This is a genomic window from Brevundimonas sp. UBA5936, assembly GCA_002430835.1.
Lineage (GTDB): Bacteria > Pseudomonadota > Alphaproteobacteria > Caulobacterales > Caulobacteraceae > Brevundimonas.
Window position 1 is genome coordinate 1 of record DJDA01000036.1, and the last position, 16,294, is coordinate 16,294.

18 protein-coding genes and 1 tRNA gene are annotated in these 16,294 nt (G+C 65.4%); 9 read left to right on the forward strand and 10 right to left on the reverse strand.

Annotation, left to right across the window (positions count from 1 at the left end; genetic code table 11):
• The coding region (locus B2Y21_RS03455) for an L-threonylcarbamoyladenylate synthase (RefSeq protein WP_292056978.1) at positions 1–506 on the forward strand (506 nt) is incomplete at its 5' end.
• Here the strand turns inward: B2Y21_RS03455 and B2Y21_RS03460 are convergent.
• From B2Y21_RS03460 to B2Y21_RS03475, 4 genes are all read right to left on the reverse strand, one after another.
• Positions 503–1,531: a patatin-like phospholipase family protein gene (locus tag B2Y21_RS03460; RefSeq protein WP_292056980.1), complete on the reverse strand. Its 1,029-nt coding sequence runs from the start codon at positions 1,529–1,531 to the stop codon at positions 503–505. The two genes, B2Y21_RS03455 and B2Y21_RS03460, sit on opposite strands and share 4 nt — an antisense overlap.
• A 40-nt stretch (positions 1,532–1,571) precedes the next feature.
• Positions 1,572–2,369, reverse strand: a complete 798-nt coding sequence (locus tag B2Y21_RS03465) for a 3-hydroxybutyrate dehydrogenase (RefSeq protein ID WP_292056982.1) — start codon at positions 2,367–2,369, stop codon at positions 1,572–1,574.
• A gap of 65 nt (positions 2,370–2,434) precedes the next feature.
• On the reverse strand, positions 2,435–3,208 hold the full coding sequence (yaaA, locus tag B2Y21_RS03470) for a peroxide stress protein YaaA (RefSeq protein WP_292056984.1): 774 nt from the start codon (positions 3,206–3,208) through the stop codon (positions 2,435–2,437).
• Between the two features lie 95 nt (positions 3,209–3,303).
• Positions 3,304–4,707, reverse strand: coding sequence for an FAD-binding oxidoreductase (locus tag B2Y21_RS03475; RefSeq protein ID WP_292056986.1), 1,404 nt, complete (start codon positions 4,705–4,707; stop codon positions 3,304–3,306).
• A 77-nt stretch (positions 4,708–4,784) separates the two neighbouring features.
• Here B2Y21_RS03475 and B2Y21_RS03480 point away from each other — a divergent pair, with 77 nt between their 5' ends.
• A complete protein-coding gene (locus tag B2Y21_RS03480; protein WP_292056988.1) occupies positions 4,785–5,204 on the forward strand; it encodes an NUDIX hydrolase in 420 nt (139 codons plus the stop codon).
• Between the two features lie 5 nt (positions 5,205–5,209).
• Here B2Y21_RS03480 and B2Y21_RS03485 read toward each other — a convergent pair whose 3' ends face one another.
• Complete coding sequence (locus B2Y21_RS03485) at positions 5,210–6,700, reverse strand: aldehyde dehydrogenase family protein (protein WP_292056990.1); 1,491 nt, start codon at positions 6,698–6,700, stop codon at positions 5,210–5,212.
• 322 nt (positions 6,701–7,022) lie between these two features.
• On the opposite strand from B2Y21_RS03485, the gene B2Y21_RS03490 reads away from it, so the two are divergent.
• Together B2Y21_RS03490 and B2Y21_RS03495 are read left to right on the forward strand one after the other, a co-directional pair.
• Positions 7,023–7,991, forward strand: coding sequence for an SPFH domain-containing protein (locus B2Y21_RS03490; protein ID WP_313045405.1), 969 nt, complete (start codon positions 7,023–7,025; stop codon positions 7,989–7,991).
• Positions 7,992–7,994: 3 nt separating this feature from the next.
• On the forward strand, positions 7,995–8,453 hold the full coding sequence (locus tag B2Y21_RS03495; protein ID WP_200167587.1) for an NfeD family protein: 459 nt from the start codon (positions 7,995–7,997) through the stop codon (positions 8,451–8,453).
• Here the strand turns inward: B2Y21_RS03495 and rnhA are convergent.
• Positions 8,450–8,902, reverse strand: a complete 453-nt coding sequence (rnhA, locus tag B2Y21_RS03500) for a ribonuclease HI (RefSeq protein ID WP_087139397.1) — start codon at positions 8,900–8,902, stop codon at positions 8,450–8,452. The genes B2Y21_RS03495 and rnhA overlap by 4 nt on opposite strands.
• A gap of 113 nt (positions 8,903–9,015) precedes the next feature.
• Here rnhA and B2Y21_RS03505 point away from each other — a divergent pair, with 113 nt between their 5' ends.
• From B2Y21_RS03505 to B2Y21_RS03520, 4 genes are read left to right on the forward strand one after another with little or no spacing between them, the layout of a single operon-like run.
• On the forward strand, positions 9,016–9,231 hold the full coding sequence (locus B2Y21_RS03505; RefSeq protein WP_003164813.1) for a twin-arginine translocase TatA/TatE family subunit: 216 nt from the start codon (positions 9,016–9,018) through the stop codon (positions 9,229–9,231).
• Between the two features lie 23 nt (positions 9,232–9,254).
• The gene (gene tatB / locus B2Y21_RS03510; RefSeq protein ID WP_292056999.1) at positions 9,255–9,851 is read left to right on the forward strand and encodes a Sec-independent protein translocase protein TatB; all 597 of its coding nucleotides are present in this window, start codon (positions 9,255–9,257) and stop codon (positions 9,849–9,851) included.
• On the forward strand, positions 9,848–10,735 hold the full coding sequence (gene tatC / locus B2Y21_RS03515; protein WP_125901258.1) for a twin-arginine translocase subunit TatC: 888 nt from the start codon (positions 9,848–9,850) through the stop codon (positions 10,733–10,735). Before tatB ends, tatC begins: the two co-directional genes overlap by 4 nt.
• Positions 10,736–10,788: 53 nt before the next feature.
• Positions 10,789–11,436, forward strand: a complete 648-nt coding sequence (locus tag B2Y21_RS03520) for a CatB-related O-acetyltransferase (protein WP_292057003.1) — start codon at positions 10,789–10,791, stop codon at positions 11,434–11,436.
• A 59-nt stretch (positions 11,437–11,495) separates the two neighbouring features.
• Here the strand turns inward: B2Y21_RS03520 and glnA are convergent, their stop codons facing one another.
• Entirely contained in the window at positions 11,496–12,905 is a 1,410-nt protein-coding gene (glnA, locus tag B2Y21_RS03525; RefSeq protein ID WP_292057006.1) for a type I glutamate--ammonia ligase, read from the reverse strand.
• 59 nt (positions 12,906–12,964) lie between these two features.
• Positions 12,965–13,303, reverse strand: a complete 339-nt coding sequence (locus B2Y21_RS03530) for a P-II family nitrogen regulator (RefSeq protein ID WP_046653933.1) — start codon at positions 13,301–13,303, stop codon at positions 12,965–12,967.
• Between the two features lie 118 nt (positions 13,304–13,421).
• Between B2Y21_RS03530 and B2Y21_RS03535 the strand changes: the two genes are divergently transcribed.
• The gene (locus B2Y21_RS03535; RefSeq protein WP_313045402.1) at positions 13,422–14,249 is read left to right on the forward strand and encodes an NAD(P)H-hydrate dehydratase; all 828 of its coding nucleotides are present in this window, start codon (positions 13,422–13,424) and stop codon (positions 14,247–14,249) included.
• 6 nt (positions 14,250–14,255) lie between these two features.
• Here the strand turns inward: B2Y21_RS03535 and B2Y21_RS03540 are convergent.
• Positions 14,256–14,340 (reverse strand) — tRNA-Leu (locus tag B2Y21_RS03540).
• A gap of 141 nt (positions 14,341–14,481) precedes the next feature.
• Positions 14,482–16,140 carry an amino acid permease gene (locus tag B2Y21_RS03545; protein WP_292057010.1) on the reverse strand — a complete coding sequence of 553 codons (1,659 nt, stop codon included), beginning with the start codon at positions 16,138–16,140 and terminating at the stop codon, positions 14,482–14,484.
• Between the last annotated feature and the right edge of the window lie 154 nt (positions 16,141–16,294).

Consider the following 16,294-nt stretch of genomic DNA (forward strand, 5'->3'; position numbering starts at 1 on the left):
GGCGGCCCAGCCCGACGACCTTCGCCGACGCTATGGAAGAGACGGGTCACGCCGTTGGCGCGGCGGTCGATGGCGGTCCCTGCGCCGTGGGAGTCGAGAGCACCGTCGTCTCGGTGCTGGACGGTCAGATCGCCTTGCTGCGTCCCGGCTCCGTCACCCGCGAAGAGATCGAAGCTGTGGCCGGGCCGCTGGCCGAAGGCGGGCAGGGGCATCGCTCGCCCGGCCGCATGGCCCTGCACTATGCGCCCGATGCGCCGGTGCGGATTGAGGCGGACGAGGCGAAGGACGATGAAATCCTGCTGGGCTTCGGCGCGGGCGTCGGCGATCCGCGCTGGAGCCTCAGCCCGAGCAGCGACCTGCGTGAGGCGGCGGCCAATCTGTTTCGACTGCTGCGGGAGGCGGACCGCACCAAGCCTTCTGGGATCGCGGTGTCGCCCATTCCGGCCAAGGGGCTGGGCGAGGCGATCAACGACCGCCTGCGCCGCGCGGCCGGGTTCGTGGGCTAGAGAAACCGCGCCTTCACGTCCACGCTGGACGCCTTGCCAACCTTGGGCAGGCAGCTTTCAAGCCATGCCTCGGCCGCTGTCCGGCCGTGCTGCTTCAGCTTGTTCAGATAGGTCCACTCGGTGTCGAACTTGGAGTGCAGAGACTCCTCGCCCAGCCATTCGTCGGCCTCGATGACGTGGATGCGAATGCCGCGCCGACGGTCTTCGCCGGGCTTCAGCTTGCCCTCGGCGATCAGGTCCTGAACGAAGGCGACGGCCCGTAGCTCAGCGACCAGAGGGGCGTTGAAGACAATCTCGTTCAGCCGGTCGTTGATGTCGCCCGCCTCGCGCGGCGCTTCGTCACGCTGGAACGGGTTGAGCGGCAGCAGCAGGATATCGTCCGGCGTGTCCGTATAGAACAGCGGCCACAGCGCCGGATTGGCCAGATAGCCGCCGTCCCAATAGGNNGGCTCGCCCTCGATCTCGACCGCCTGAAACAGCTGGGGCAGACAGGCTGAGGCCAGCAGCACCTCGGGCGCCATTTCGTCTGACTTGAAGATGCGCGAACGGCCTGCGCGAACGGCTGTCGTCGAGACGAACATGCGGATGGAGGAGGCGCGCAGGGCCTCGAAATCCACCGCCGTCTCCAACACCCGGCGTAGCGGGTTCAGGTTGAACGGGTTGAAGGAATAGGGGCTCATCGACAGGGCCAGGGTCTGCCCCGCCTGCCACATCGGCGTGCCCTTCAGCCAGTCGGGCGTCAGGGCCTTGGACCAGACCGAACTGTCGCCGAAGACGTTGCGCCCGCCGGACTGGTTCACCTCGCGCCACAGGTGGTCGAGGGCTTCACGCCCGCCCTCGGCGCCTCCACGCTCCAGGCCGGTGATCAGGGCGGCGGCGTTCATCGCTCCGGCCGAGGCGGCGGTGACGGCGCGCACGTCCAGAGCATCGGCCTCAAGCAGCCTGTCCAGCACGCCCCATTGAAAGGCGCCGTGGGCTCCGCCGCCCTGTAGGGCCAGACAGACGGGTTTGCGCTTTGCCGCCATCAAACTCTCCGTCTTTCGGCCCCTGCGGCCAAGGTGAAACCTATTGAGCCGTCCAGCCGCCGTCGACGGAGAAGTGGGCGCCGTTGGCCGAGGCGCCGAGATCCGACGCCAGATAGAGGAAGATGCCCGCCAGTTCGTCGGTCGTGACGAAGCGCTTGGTCGGTTGCGAGCCGAGAATGATGTTCTTCATCACGTCTTCCTCGCTCATGTTTCGGGTGCGCGCCTGATCCTGAATCTGCTTGGCGACGATCGGCGTCTCGACGAAGCCGGGGCAGATGGCGTTGCAGGTGATGTTGTCCTGCGCCAGTTCCAGCGCCACCGTCTTGGTGAAGCCGATCACGCCGTGCTTGGCCGCGACATAGGCCGACTTGAACGGGCTGGCGACCAGGCCGTGGGCCGAGGCGATGTTGATGATCCGGCCGCGGCCCTGCGCCTTCATGATCGGGATCGCCGCCTTGGTGGCGTAGAAGGTCGAGGACAGGTTGATGGCGATGATCTTCTCCCACGCATCGGCGGGGAAGTTCTCGACCGCTTCGACGTGCTGGATGCCGGCGTTGTTGACCAGGATGTCCAGACGGCCCAGCTCGCGCTGCGCCGTGGCGATCATGTCCTCGATCTGATCCGGCTGGGTCATGTCGGCCGGGTGATAGAGGACGCGCACCCCGGTTTCAGCGGCCAGATCGGCGCGCGTCTTCTCGATGGCGTCGGCGTCGCCCAGACCGTTCAGCACCACATCGCCGCCGCACAGGGCGACCGCCCGCGCAAACGCCAGTCCAATGCCCGAGGTCGAGCCGGTGACGACCGCGACGCGGCCCTTGAGATCGTTCATCGCGAACATGACAGAAAGAACCCGTGGCTGATGATGCTGCAATGCAACCTAACCGCAGTCGTTCAATCTGGCGATCAGGATTTTCCTTCCCTGATGAATATCCAGTCCGTGTCCGTCGATAGGCTCTTGTCGAAGCGGTAGCCGTCGCGATCGAAGGCCTTCAGGTCTTCGACCTTTTCTAGCCTGTTCTCGATGGCGTAGCGGGCCATGCCGCCGCGCGCCTTCTTGGCGTAGAAGGAGATGATGCGGGCCTCGCCGTCCTTCTTCTCCTTGAAGTGCGGGGTCACGACCGGCAGCTTCAGCGCCCGCGCATCGACCGCGCCGAAATATTCGTGGCTGGCCAGGTTCACCAAGGTTTGTTCGGACAGCTTGTCGGCGTCTTCGTTCAGGCGCAGCGAGATGCGCTCGCCCCAGAAATCATAGAGGGTGGCGCCGCGCTTGGTCTTCAACCGGATGCCCATCTCCAGCCGATAGGGCTGAATCGCATCCAGCGGCCGCAGCAGGCCGTAGAAGCCCGAGAGAATACGCAGGTGGTCCTGAGCCCAAGTCAGGTCGTCGGTCGATAGGGTACGGGCCGACAGCCCTTCATAGACGTCGCCGGCGAAGGCGAAGACAGCCTGCAGCGCGCCCTCCGGCGTTTCGTTGTCGAAGGCCTGAAAGCGTTGATAGTTCAGCTCGGCCAGGGCGTCGGAAATGGACATTAGGCGGCGCAAATCTGCGCGGCTGAGTTCGCGCGTCACCTTGGCCAATTCGGCGGTTTCATCGGCGCATCGCCGTGGCGTCACGGGGGCGTCGGTGGCGGGCGGGTTGAAGTCCAGCTTTTTGGCCGGGGACAGGACGATCAGCAAGACGATCGACTCCCTATGCGTCTCAAGAGCGGGCCTCATAGGCCGCTTCGATGACGTTTTGAACCGCCTGAAACGTCACATACGGTCGCCTGTGCTCAGAAGAGGACCGCCGGATTCATGATCCTCTGCGGGTCTATGGCCTGGCGGATCGCCTGCATGGTCGCGATTTCCAAGGGGGTTTTATAGCGCCGCGCCTCGTCTGTTTTCAGCCGCCCCAGACCGTGTTCAGCCGAAATCGAGCCGTCGTAACGGGCCACAACGTCGTGGACGACTTCGGACCCCTCCATCCAGCGCGCGATGAAGGCGGGCACGTCTTCGCCCACGCCGGGGATCACATCATAGTGAAGATTGCCGTCGCCGACGTGGCCGAAGACCGACACCCGGCAGCCGGGATGGAATTTTTCAACCGCCGCCGTCGCCTCGTCGATGAAATCCGCGATTCGCGAGACGGGAACCGAGACGTCGTGCTTCCAGCCGCCGCCTTCGGGCTTGAGGGCTGCCGAATGCTCTTCGCGCAGGCGCCAGAATTCAGCCTTCTGGGCGTCGTTCTGGGCGATGGCGGCGTCGACGATCAGGCCTTCCTCGAAGGCGGCGGTCAGCAGACGCTCCATCGCAGCCTCGGCGCCGTCCGGCTCGCCCGATGCCAGCTCGATCAGCACATACCAGGGCGGCGTGGATTCCAGCGGTTCGCGCGTGTCGGGGATGTTCTTCAGCACCAGGCTCATGCCCAGCCGCTTCATCAGTTCGAACGCCTCGACCCCGCCGCCGGTCTCGGCCTTGGCGCGGGCCAGCAGCACGACGGCGTCATGATGGCTCTCCAGACCGACGATGGCCGTGGCGCGGCTGCGCATGATGGGGAAGAGCTTCAGCGTCGCCGCCGTGATGACGCCCAGAGTGCCCTCGGCGCCGATGAACATCTGCTTCAGGTCATAGCCGGTGTTGTCCTTGCGCAGCCGCTTCAGGCCGTTGAACACCTGACCGTCCGGCATGACCGCCTCGATGCCCAGCACCAGATCGCGCATCATGCCGTAGCGCAGGACAGCGGTGCCGCCGGCGTTGGTCGAAATCACCCCGCCGATGGTGGCCGATCCCTCGGCCGCGAGGCTGAGGGGGAAGAAGCGGTCCTTTTCCTTGGCCAGTTCCTGGGCCTCCAGCAGGGTCACGCCCGCCTCGACCGTCATGGCGTCGTCCAGCGGCGTCACGTCGCGTACGGTCCGCAGCTTGCGCGTGGACAGCAGAACCTCGCCATAGGGGATTTGGCCGCCGACCAGGCCTGTGCCGCCGCCCTGCGTCACCACGGCTGTGCCGTGTCGGGCGCAGATCTCGACGGCGCGGGCGACTTCCTCGGTCGTGCGCGGTTGCAGCAGCAGCGGCGTCTCGCCGGTCCAGCGGCCGCGCCATTCGGTCAGCCACGGCGCCATCTCGGCGGCGTCTTGCGTCCAGGCGCCGGGCAGGGCGGCCTTGAGTTCAGTGAGGGATTCTGGCGTCGGGAGGGTCATATCGGCCTTGTGGCAAAAGGCGCGCCGTGGTGGAAGCGCAAAACCTTGCCTTCTGGCGGTCAATTCAAGGGCAAAACATGATTCCGACGCCGGCCGTGGGCGTAGTGTGCCTGAAAGGCGACGAAGTGCTGCTGATCCGGCGCGGCACGCCGCCGCGTGTGGGCGAATGGAGCCTGCCCGGCGGGCGTCTGGAGCCGGGCGAACGCCTGGCCGACGCCGCCCTGCGCGAACTGCGTGAGGAGACGGGCGTCGAGGCCGAGTTGATCGGCTTGATCGACGTGGTGGACGGGCTTTTTCCCGAGGCGGGGCGGCACTATGTCCTGATCGACTATGCTGCGGTCTGGACGTCGGGCGAGCCGGTGGCGGGCGACGACGCCGTTGAGGCCGTGTTTCATCGGCTGGACAGCCTGGCGCCTCTGGGCATGTGGAGCGAAACCGTTCGCATCATCCGCGAGGCCGTCGAGGCGCGCCGAGCGAAGGCCGACGCGCCTCTCTGAGCGATCTAGAAGGGGTAGGGGCCCTTGGCGTGGCGGATGGTGACCCAGTGGTCGCGGGTCAGTTCGTGCATGATCCATTCGCCGCCGAAACGGCCCAGGCCGCTGTTCTTCTCGCCGCCGAAGGGGCCGGTACGAGTATCATCGACGCTGTGGTCGTTGACGTGCGTCATGCCGGCCTCAACGCGCAGGGCGAAGCGTACGCCGCGCTCTACATCGCGCGTGAAGACGGCGGACGACAGGCCGAACTCGGTCGCGTTGGCGACGCGCAGGGCTTCCTCCTCGTCCTGGACGCGGATGATTGGGGCGATCGGGCCGAAGATCTCCTCCTGGGCCAGGGCCATGTCGTTGGTCACGCCGACGAAGACGTGCGGCGGCAGGACTTGTCCCTCGGGCGCGCCGCCCAGAAGCTGACTGGCGCCCGCGGCCTTGGCCGCCTCGATCCGCGCCAGATGGCCGCGCATTTGCCGCTCGTTGATGATCGGACCGATGGCGACGCTAGGATCGTTGGGATCCCCGTATTTCAGGGTCTTCACATGGGCGGTGAAGCGATCGACGAACTCGTCGTGGATGCGGGCGTCGACGATGATCCGGTTGGAGCTCATGCAGATCTGCCCCTGGTGCAGGAAGCGGCCGACGACAGCTGAGCGCACCGCATGGTCCAGGTCCGCGTCGTCCAGCACCACCAGGGGAGCGTTTCCGCCCATTTCCAGCGCGACTCGCTTCAGTTGCGGCGCCTGCATGGCCAGGGCGCCGATGTGGCGGCCCACGCGCGTCGAGCCGGTGAAGGAGATCAGGCGCGGCACGGCGTGGTTGGTGAAGGCGTCGCCGATCTCGCTGATCGGGCCGATGACGATGTTCAGCAGGCCCGCCGGAAGGCCGGCTTCTTCAAGGATCTTGGCGATCAGCAGTCCGCCGGTGATCGGCGTGTCCTCGGCTGGTTTCACCACCACCGCATTGCCCAGCGCCAGGGCCGGTGCGATGGAGCGATGCGACAGATACATGGGGAAGTTCCAGGGGCTGATGACCCCGATCACCCCCAGCGCCTGGCGATAGGCGCGGCTCTCCTTGCCCGGCTCGTCGAGCGGCAGCAGCTTGCCCTCGGCGCGGTAGGGGAAGGAGGCGGCCTCCAGGGTGACGGCGTGAACGAACTGCCATTCCAGTTCAGCCTTGCCGCGCGTGCTGCCCGCCTCGCGCGTCAACCAGCCGAGGATTTCCTCGCGCCGGGCTTCCATGATGGCGGCGGCGCGGATCATGACCCCGGCGCGCTCTGCCGGCAGGCGGGTTTCCCAGTCCTTTTGAGCCTTGGCGGCGGCCCTATAGGCCTCGTCGAGATCCTGACCGTTCGCCATCACCGTCTCGGCCAGCACCGCGCCGGAGTAGGGATCTGTGTCGGTCTGAATTTCGCCTTGCCGCCCGTGACGCCAGGCGCCGTCGATGTATTGCCCGTCCCATCCCTGGTAGGCGGCGGGGGCGGTCCTTGCGGCTTCAGCAGTCATGTCGCTCTCCGACGGGCGCACGGGCCCGGTGTTCAGGAAGGCGCCGAGGGTCGCTCCGGAGAGGGCCTCATGGCGTTGGTTTCACCTCTGCGGCAACGCAACGCCGCCGATCGATGTTCCTGCGTGAACCTTGCCTTGTGGGAAGCTCCAGTGGTCAATTTGTCCGCCGGTCGTCGTGTCGGTTCAATCGGCTCGCCGCGTCATCACGCCTCGGCGATTTGGCCCATGAAAGAACCGGATTCGGTGGCGTGAGGCTCGTCCGGCGGTTAAGCTGCCGATCAAACTGGAGGGCCTTATGAGTTTTTCGCTGATTTTCTTTGTGATGTTCGCAGTCTTTGCGATCATCTTCCTGTTCAGCGTGATCAAGATCGTGCCGCAAGGTCGTGAATTCACGGTGGAACGGTTCGGCAAGTACACCAAGACCCTGACTCCAGGCATCCACATCTTGACCCCGTTCGTCGAGCGCGTGGGCCATCGCATGAACATGATGGAGCAGGTGCTGGACGTCCCGACCCAGGAGGTCATCACCAAGGACAACGCCATGGTGAAGGTCGACGGCATCGTCTTCATTCAGGTGATGGACGCCGCTCGTGCCGCCTATCGCGTCGATAACCTGCCTTACGCCATCGCCCAGTTGTGCATGACCAACCTGCGGACCGTGGTCGGCTCAATGGAACTGGACGAGGTGCTGTCGCAGCGCGACGCCATCAACACGCGCCTGCTGCACGTCATCGACGCCGCGACTGAGCCGTGGGGCATCAAGGCCAACCGTATCGAGATCAAGGATCTGACGCCGCCGGTGGACATCACCAACGCCATGGCCCGTCAGATGAAGGCCGAGCGCGAGCGCCGCGCCGTCATCACCGAGGCGGACGGCGAGAAGCAGGCCGCCATCGCCCGCGCCGAGGGCGCCAAGCAGGCGGCGATTCTGGAAGCTGAAGGCCGCAAGGAAGCCGCCTTCCGCGACGCCGAGGCCCGCGAGCGCGAAGCCGAGGCCGAGGCCAAGGCCACCGCCATGGTGTCGGAGGCCATCGCTCGCGGCGACGTCAACGCCATCAACTACTTTGTGGCCCAGAAGTATGTGGAGGCTTTCGCCGAGCTGGCCCGCAGCCCGCAGCAGAAGACGGTCATCGTGCCGTCGGAAATGGGCGCCCTGGTTGGCACCATCGCCGGGGTCGGCGAACTGGTCGGCCTGGCCAAGGAACAGCAACAGGGCCGCACGGACGCGCGTCAGGCCGCGCCGCGCGCCGCGCCGCGACGTTCGGGCGGCTCTGTGCCGACGACGGAGTAAGCCATGGACTGGTTCGTCTCCCTCTACGCCGCCCAGCCGTTCTGGCTTTGGCTGGCGGTTGGCGTGGTGCTGCTGGGGATAGAGGCGGCGGCCTCGACCGAATGGCTGCTGTGGCCGGCGGTGTCGGCGGGGCTGACGGCTCTGCTGTCCGCCCTGGCGCCGCAACTGGGCCTGCCGGTCGAGATCGGCGTCTTCGCGGCGCTGACGGTGGCCTCGACCATTCTGTCGCGTCGCCTGATCAAGCGGGTGAACCCTGAGGATCAGCCCGACATCAATGATCGCGACATTCGTCTGGTCGGCGAGCGGGCGCGTGTGGTCGAAGCCTTTGTCGGCGGGCGCGGCCGGGTTTTCGTGTCGGGATCGGAATGGCCCGCCGAAATCGAGGGCGCGTCGCCGCTGGCGGGCGAGAGCGTCGTCATCGAATCGGTGTCGGGCCCCTTGCTGAAGGTGCGGGCGCTCTAGCGTCCGCGCATCTCCGCCACGCCACGATTGGCCAGGCCGTCGGCGCGTTCGTTCAGGGCGTGGCCGGCGTGACCTTTCACCCAGTGCCATTTGACCTCGTGGCGGTTGCGGGCCTCGTCCAGGCGCCGCCACAGGTCTTCATTCTTGACCGGCTTCTTGTCTGCGGTCTTCCAGCCGCGCGCCTTCCAACCGCGCATCCATTCCGTCACGCCCTGCATGACGTATTTGCTGTCGGTGTGCAGATCGACGCGGCAAGGGCGTTTCAGCGCCTCCAGCGCCATGATCGCGGCCATCATTTCCATGCGGTTGTTGGTCGTCAGGGGCTCGCCGCCCCAGAGTTCCTTCTCGTGACCTCCGCCGGTTTGCAGGATCGCCCCCCAGCCGCCGGGGCCGGGATTGCCCTTGCAGGCGCCGTCGGTGTGGATGATGACGTGATCGTTGAGACTCATGGCCGCGATGCGTACAGCGTCCCTTGGCGCGTCGCCATCACTCAGCCTATATGACGCACAACAATCAGTCGGTGGGGCCGCGTCTCGGTGAGTCCCCTTGAGGAGGTATCGCCATGGGCTCCATGAGCATCTGGCATTGGGCCATCGTCGTCGTCGTCGTGCTGGTCCTGTTCGGCGGCCGCGGCAAGCTGTCCGGCATCATGGGCGACGCCGCCAAGGGCATTCGCGCCTTCAAGGACGGCCTGAAGGACGACACGGGCGCCAAGGACAAGGAAGCTCCGGGCGCCTTGCCGCGCACGGACGCCGAAAAAGAAGAACTGAACCGCTGATCCTCGCCGGAAGACGCTGAATCATGGGTGGTCTTGGCCCCGGAATCGGCGGGTTCGAAATCCTTGTCATCGGTCTGGTGGCCCTGCTTGTCGTAGGGCCCAAGGACTTGCCTATGCTCATGCGCAAGGTCGGCCAGTTCGTCGGCAAGGCGCGCGGCATGGCCAATGAGTTCCGCGCCAGCTTCGACGAGATGGCGCGCCAGTCCGAGTTGGACGACCTCCGCAAGGAGGTCGAGGCGTTGCGGTCGGGGCAGGGGATGTACGCCCTGGGCGCGGATGCGGACGAGGCCTTCAAGGACATCCGCAAGGAGCTGGAGGCGCCGATTGAGGCGCCGGCCTCCACGGCGCCTGTTGAGCCCGCGCCTGAAGCGCTTGCTCAGACTGTGGCCACGGGCGTTGACGAATGGCCGGATATGGCGCCGGCCGTCGCCGTTGCGCCTGAACCTGAGACGAAACCAGCCGCCAAGCCGCGAGCCAGGAAGGCGAGCGCCGCTTCTTCTGCCGATGGGGCGCTGAAGCCCAAGGCGCGCAAGCCGGCCGCAAAACCTGCTGCGAAGTCTGCGACGAAAGCCGACGCCTCTCGCCCCAAGGTCGCGCGCACCAAGAAGGTTGATCTATGAGCCGCGCTGATCACGATGAAGCCGAGATCGAGGCTTCGCGCGCGCCACTGATGGATCACCTGATCGAGCTGCGTTCGCGGCTGATGATCTGCGTGGTCGCCTTCATCATCGCCTTCATCGGCTGTTTCGCCTTTTCCGAGACCCTCTATCTGTTCCTGGTGAAACCCTATGTGGTCTCCGCCGCCTTCCACCAGACGGTGGGGGCCCACGGCCATGTGTCGCCGTTCAGCCTGATCCTGGGCACCGCCGGGTTGATCCCCGTGCCGGACGTGGACCACAACAGCGTGAAGCTGATCTACACCGCGCCGCTGGAGATTCTGTTCACCAAGATGAAGCTGGCGGGCTTGGGCGCTGTCATCGTGGCCTTCCCGGTGCTGGCCTGGCAGCTGTACCGCTTCGTCGCGCCGGGCCTGTATCGCAACGAGAAGGGCGCCTTCCTGCCGTTCCTGATCGCGGCGCCGGTGCTGTTCCTGCTGGGCGCGGCGCTGGTCTACTACGTCATGCTGCCGTTCGTGATGTGGTTCTCCCTGAGCCAGCAGATCATCGGCGAGGGCGTGGCGGCCGAACTGCTGCCCAAGGTGTCGGACTATCTGAACCTGGTGACGGCCCTGATCCTGGCCTTCGGCCTGTGCTTCCAGTTGCCGGTCGTGATGACCCTGCTGGGGCTGGCGGGCCTGATCAACAGTCAGATGATGGCCAAGGGCCGTCGTTACGCCATCGTCGCCGTGGTCGTGGTCGCCGCCGTGGTGACGCCGCCCGATCCGATCAGCCAGCTGATGCTGGCCGTGCCGATGGTCCTGCTCTACGAGGTCTCCATCTGGTGCGTCCGCATCATCGAACTGCGCCGCAAGAAGGCCGATACGGCCGACGGGCTGGCGGCTTGATCAATGGGGCAGTGAGGCGATCCGGACGCTGACAAGCATCTTGAGGTCGCTTCATGTCCCGTACCGCCCCGGACCGGCACTGGTCCAAGGTTGAACTGCTCCACGAGACGGTCGCCAATCCGAACATCCACATCAAGGGCCGGCGCAGCTATTACAGCAACGCCTGGACGGGCTCGTTCGAGGAAAGCGTGGTTCGCTACCTCTATGGCGATCCCTACAGCCTGAAGGCATGGAAGCCGCAGTGGCCGATCGACCAGTTGCACATCGGCGACTGCGTCTGCATCGGCGCCGAGGCCGTGATCCTGCTGGGGGGCAACCACACCCATCGCACGGACTGGTTCAGCCTCTATCCCTTCGCTGAGGTCATCCTGGACGCCTATCAGGGCAAGGGCGACACCGTGATCAAGGACGGGGCCTGGATCGGCATGCGCGCCATGATCATGCCGGGCGTCACGATCGGCGAGGGAGCCGTGGTCGCTTCCGGGGCCATCGTCACCAAGGATGTGGCGCCCTACGCCATCGTGGCGGGCAATCCGGCGGTTCCGATCCGCAAGCGGTTCTCTGACGCCGTGATCGAGGCTCTGCTGGCGCTCGACGTCTATGGTTGGCCTGAGAAGAAGTTCGAGGCCTTGCGTCCGCTTCTATGCGCTGACGATATCGAGGCCTTGGCGGCGGCGTCCGTTCGTTACGATCAGGCGTAAATGAAAAAGCCCCGGACGGCGAACCGTCCGGGGCTTTCCGTATCCAGCTGATCCGGGGATCAGCAGCTATAATACATGTCGAACTCGACCGGGTGCGGGTGCAGTTGCAGCCGGGCGACTTCTTCCTGCTTCAGCGTGATGTAGGCGTCGATGAAGTCGTCATCCATGACGCCGCCCTTCTTGAGGAAGGCGCGGTCGGCGTCCAGCGCCTCAAGGGCCTCCTTCAGCGAACCGGCGACTTCCGGGATCGAGTGACGCTCTTCCGGCGGCAGGTCGTACAGGTTCTTATCGGCGGCCGCGCCCGGATCGATGCGGTTTTCGATGCCGTCCAGGCCCGCCATCAGCAGAGCCACGAACGTCAGATAGGGGTTGCCCATCGGATCAGGGAAGCGGGCTTCCAGGCGCTTGGCCTTGGGCGAGGTGACGTGCGGGATGCGGATCGAGGCTGAGCGGTTGCTGGCCGAATAGGCCAGCTTCACCGGCGCCTCATAGCCCGGCACCAGACGCTTGTAGGAGTTGGTGGTCGAGTTGGCGAAGGCGTTGATGGCCTTGGCGTGCTTGATGACGCCGCCGATGTACCACAGGCATTCCTGCGACAAGCCCGCGTACTGATCGCCGGCGAACTGGGGCTTGCCGTCTTTCCAGATCGACATGTGGACGTGCATGCCCGAGCCGTTGTCGCCGAACATCGGCTTGGCCATGAAGGTCGCCGACTTGCCATAGGCGTGGGCCACGTTGTGGATCACGTACTTATACAGCTGCATCCGGTCGGCCATGGTCAGCAGGTCGCTGAACTTCAGGCCCAGCTCGTGCTGCGCCGGGGCGACCTCGTGGTGGTGCTTCTCGGGATCAAGGCCGAGATCCCGCATAACCGCCAGCATCTCGCCGCGCAGATCCTGGCCGGAATCGACCGGGTTGACCGGGAAGTAGCCGCCCTTGGTCGACGGACGGTGACCCAGGTTGCCCTCGGCGTATTCGGCGCCCGTGTTGGCCGGCAGTTCGCTGGAGTCGAAGCTGTAGCGGGTGTCGTGCGGCGCGGTGTTCCAGCGCACGTCGTCGAAGACGAAGAACTCGGCTTCCGGGCCGAAGAAGACGGTGTCGCCCACGCCCGACGACTGGACATAGGCCAGGGCCTTCTTAGCCATAGAGCGGCTGTCGCGGTTGTAGGGCTCGGCCGTGTCCGGGTTCAGCACGTCGCAGAACATGAACAGGGTGGTCTGCTGGTAGAAGGGGTCGATGAAGGCGCTCGACAGGTCCGGCTTCAGCAGCATGTCGGACTCATTGATGGCCTTCCAGCCCGCGATCGACGAGCCGTCGAACATGGTGCCTTCTTCCAGGAAGTCCTCGTCCACCATGCCGATGTCGAAGGTCACGTGGTGGACGCGGCCGCGCGTGTCGGTGAAGCGAAGGTCGACGTACTGGACGTCCTTGTCCTTGATCTCTTGCAGGATCTTGTTGGCGGCGCTCATGGGGGGAGGTCCTGTAGCTGGGGAATTGAAATCGGCCGCCCCGAGAGGCGGCCGTTAGGCTAGATGGCTTGGGCGCCGGTTTCGCCCGTGCGGATGCGGATGACGTCTTCAAGGGTGGTGATGAAGATCTTGCCATCCCCGATTTTGCCGGTGCGGGCGGCGTTCTGAATCGTCTCGACCACGGCCGGGGCCAGGTCATCGGCCACCACCACCTCGATCTTGATCTTGGGCAGGAAGTCGATGACGTACTCGGCGCCGCGATAGAGTTCTGAATGGCCCTTCTGGCGGCCGTATCCCTTGGCCTCCAGCACGGTCATGCCCTGCACTCCGATGTCCTGGAGAGCGTCTTTCACTTCATCCAGCTTGAACGGCTTGATGACGGCTTCAATCTTCTTCATGGCGGATCCCGAGCCGGCTCCTTTGTTGGTCCGACGCTCGGGTGGTAAAGGGACATTGCATTGCACAATATGGCAAGCGATTTTCGTCCGCTAAGGCCTTCCGTGAACGGAAATCCACATGAAGTTCGGTAACAGTCCGTCAGAGTGGCGTCATCTGCTCCCTCAGCCGGGACCGCAGAGCCACAAACACGCGCGCGGACGACTGGGCGTCGTTTCGGGCGGGGCGCTGTCGACCGGGGCGGCGCGCTTGTCGGCTCGGGCCGGGTTGAGGGGCGGCGCCGGCTTGGTCAAGGTGTTCTGCCCGCCAGATGCGGCGCCGGTCCTGGCCGTGGCGCTGGAGGCGGTGATGCTGGCGGCGTTCACCACGCCGGACCAGCTACAGGCCCTGGCGGATCCGATGGACGCCGTGGTGATCGGGCCCGCAGCGGGCTTGAGTGAAAGCACTGTTCTGAACCTGGCCGCTCTGGCGCGGACGGGGGCGGCTCTGGTGGTTGATGCGGACGCCCTGACCCTGTTTCGCGACAGGCCTGAGCAGTTGTTCGCTTGGCTGGACCGCGACGACGTTCTGACGCCGCACGAAGGTGAGTTCGAACGGCTCTTCCCCGATCTGTTGGTCGAGCTGGGACGAGAGGACGCGGCGCAGGAGGCTGCGCGGCGGACGGGCGCGATCATCGTGCTGAAAGGGGCCGCGACCGTCATCGCTGCGCCAGACGGCCGCGTGGCGGTCAATGGCGATGGCTCGCCCTGGCTGGCCACGGCGGGCAGCGGCGATGTTCTGGCAGGACTGATCGGCGGCCTGATCGCCCAGCACATGGATAGCTTTGATGCGGCCAGGGCGGCGGTGTGGATACACTCGGAAGCGGCGCGCCGGTTCGGGCCGGGGCTGATCGCCGAAGACCTGCCGCAGGGGCTTCCTGCGGTGCTGGCGGACCTTCTGAACGGTTGAAGAACGTGGTGCGGATGAGAGGACTCGAACCTCCACGCCTCGCGGCGCCAGAACCTAAATCTGGTGCGTCTACCAGTTCCGCCACATCCGCATAGGTTCGTCCGAGGCTGTAGGCGAGGGCGGCGGTTTCGGCAATCCCGTCTGGACATGAAAAAGGCCCCGGATTGCTCCGGGGCCTTCTCACTATTGGGCCTGCTGCGCTTTGACGCGGCTTGAGGCCGACTGATCGCGATCAGTCCTTCTTGTTGTCCACGCCGTGGCCCATGGCCTCGACCGCCGATTCCAGAGTCGTGTCCTCGGTGATGTCGATGCCCTTGGCCAGCTTCGAGTGGGCGAAGCCGTACAGGCCGTAGATCAGGGCGCCGACCAGGGCGTAGACGCCCAGGATGGTCAGCGGCAGCGGGTTGTCGTTCAGGGCATGCGTCACCATCGGGATGAAGTTGAACGACGCCAGCGTCAGACAGGCCAGGATGCCCAGCACCGCCGTGACGATGCCGCCCGGCACGCGGAACGGACGTTCCATTTCCGGGTGCTTGATGCGCAGGACGATGACCGACAGGCAGACGATGGCGAAGGCCGTCGCCGTGCCCAGCGACACCAGGTCGCCCAGGATCGAGATGGGCAGGAAGGACGCTGCGATGGCGATGACGATGCCCAGCAGGATGGTGCCGATCCACGGGGTGCGGAACTTCTGGTGCACCATGGCGAACGCCTTGGGCAGCAGGCCGTCGCGCGCCATGGTGTAGAAGATGCGCGTTTGGCCGTAGCACAGCACCAGCATGACCGAGGACAGGCCGGTGATGGCGCCGATCTTGATCAGGAAGGCGATCAGGTTGAGCTGACCGCTCGGTGCGCCGGCCAGCGGCACATTGGCCCATTCCAGGCCCATGCGGTCGATGGCGACGGCGATCGGCGCCGGCGAGGCCAGCTCGAGGTAGGGAACGACGCCGGTCATGACGGCGGCCACGACCATGTAGATCAGGGTGCAGACGAACAGGGCGCCCAGGATGCCGATCGGCACGTCCTTCGACGGGTTCTTGGCTTCGGCGGCGGCGGTCGAAACCGCTTCAAAGCCGACGTAGGCGAAGAAGATGATCGAGGCGCCGCGGAAGATGCCGCCGACGCCGAACTGGTCCCAGCTCTCGCCCTGCGGCGGGATGAAGGGATCCCAGTTGGCCGGGTTGATATACTGCAGACCCACGGCGATGAAGGTCAGCAGGACGATGATCTTGATGACGACGATGGCGTTGTTGATGTTCGCCGATTCCGACACGCCCAGCACCAGCAGGCCGCACACGGCGGCGATGCCGACGGCCGCGACCAGGTTGAAGGTGCCCGTCAGCGGGAAGCCAGCGTTCTCGCCCGAGGCGACATACTGGATCAGCGGAGTGGCCCACTGAGGCCCTTCGCCGCCTGGATAGGTTATTGTCGGGAACAGACTGGCGCTTACGCCGAAGTCATTCAGGATCGACACCACATAGCCGGACCAGCCGACCGCCACGGTCGAGGCCGCGACGCCGTATTCCAGCACCAGCAGCCAGCCCATGACCCAGGCGAAAACCTCGCCCAAGGTGCCGTAGGCGTAGGTATAGGCCGAGCCGGACACCGGCATGGTCGACGCCAGTTCGGCGTAGCACAGGCCCGCCAGGGCGCAGGCGATGCCGGCGATGACGAAGGAGAACATGATAGCCGGGCCGGCGTGGGCCGAGGCCACCTGACCCGTCAGAACGAAGATGCCGGCGCCGATGATGGCCCCGATGCCCAGGCTCATCAGATTCATCGGACCGAGGGTCCGTTTCAGCTCGCTCTTGGCGGCTTCTTTCTGAATCTGGGCGATGGATTTTTTAAGAAATAGCCGGTTTCCGGCTGGCTTTACGCCATCTGCAGACATGCAGGTGCGCCCCCAACTTATTGCGACGACCCCTCCCGGGTCGCCTTCTTGGGCGGGGACGCTAGCCATCTGAGGGCCTTGGCGCAACGCGGTTTACGAAGGATGACGTGCGGACGACGCTTTCGTGACCCCGGCTGAAGGCGCTACAGCCCGT

Excerpts from the sequence above, each read along its gene's own strand:
- B2Y21_RS03465 (WP_292056982.1), bottom strand. The coding sequence starts at position 2,369 with ATGTTCGCGATGAACGATCTCAAGGGCCGCGTCGCGGTCGTCACCGGC.
- B2Y21_RS03475 (WP_292056986.1), bottom strand. The coding sequence starts at position 4,707 with ATGACCCTCCCGACGCCAGAATCCCTCACTGAACTCAAGGCCGCCCTG.
- B2Y21_RS03480 (WP_292056988.1), top strand. The coding sequence starts at position 4,785 with ATGATTCCGACGCCGGCCGTGGGCGTAGTGTGCCTGAAAGGCGACGAA.
- B2Y21_RS03485 (WP_292056990.1), bottom strand. The coding sequence starts at position 6,700 with ATGACTGCTGAAGCCGCAAGGACCGCCCCCGCCGCCTACCAGGGATGG.
- B2Y21_RS03490 (WP_313045405.1), top strand. The coding sequence starts at position 7,023 with ATGTTCGCAGTCTTTGCGATCATCTTCCTGTTCAGCGTGATCAAGATC.
- B2Y21_RS03495 (WP_200167587.1), top strand. The coding sequence starts at position 7,995 with ATGGACTGGTTCGTCTCCCTCTACGCCGCCCAGCCGTTCTGGCTTTGG.
- rnhA (WP_087139397.1), bottom strand. The coding sequence starts at position 8,902 with ATGAGTCTCAACGATCACGTCATCATCCACACCGACGGCGCCTGCAAG.
- B2Y21_RS03505 (WP_003164813.1), top strand. The coding sequence starts at position 9,016 with ATGGGCTCCATGAGCATCTGGCATTGGGCCATCGTCGTCGTCGTCGTG.
- tatB (WP_292056999.1), top strand. The coding sequence starts at position 9,255 with ATGGGTGGTCTTGGCCCCGGAATCGGCGGGTTCGAAATCCTTGTCATC.
- tatC (WP_125901258.1), top strand. The coding sequence starts at position 9,848 with ATGAGCCGCGCTGATCACGATGAAGCCGAGATCGAGGCTTCGCGCGCG.
- B2Y21_RS03520 (WP_292057003.1), top strand. The coding sequence starts at position 10,789 with ATGTCCCGTACCGCCCCGGACCGGCACTGGTCCAAGGTTGAACTGCTC.
- glnA (WP_292057006.1), bottom strand. The coding sequence starts at position 12,905 with ATGAGCGCCGCCAACAAGATCCTGCAAGAGATCAAGGACAAGGACGTC.
- B2Y21_RS03530 (WP_046653933.1), bottom strand. The coding sequence starts at position 13,303 with ATGAAGAAGATTGAAGCCGTCATCAAGCCGTTCAAGCTGGATGAAGTG.
- B2Y21_RS03535 (WP_313045402.1), top strand. The coding sequence starts at position 13,422 with ATGAAGTTCGGTAACAGTCCGTCAGAGTGGCGTCATCTGCTCCCTCAG.
- B2Y21_RS03545 (WP_292057010.1), bottom strand. The coding sequence starts at position 16,140 with ATGTCTGCAGATGGCGTAAAGCCAGCCGGAAACCGGCTATTTCTTAAA.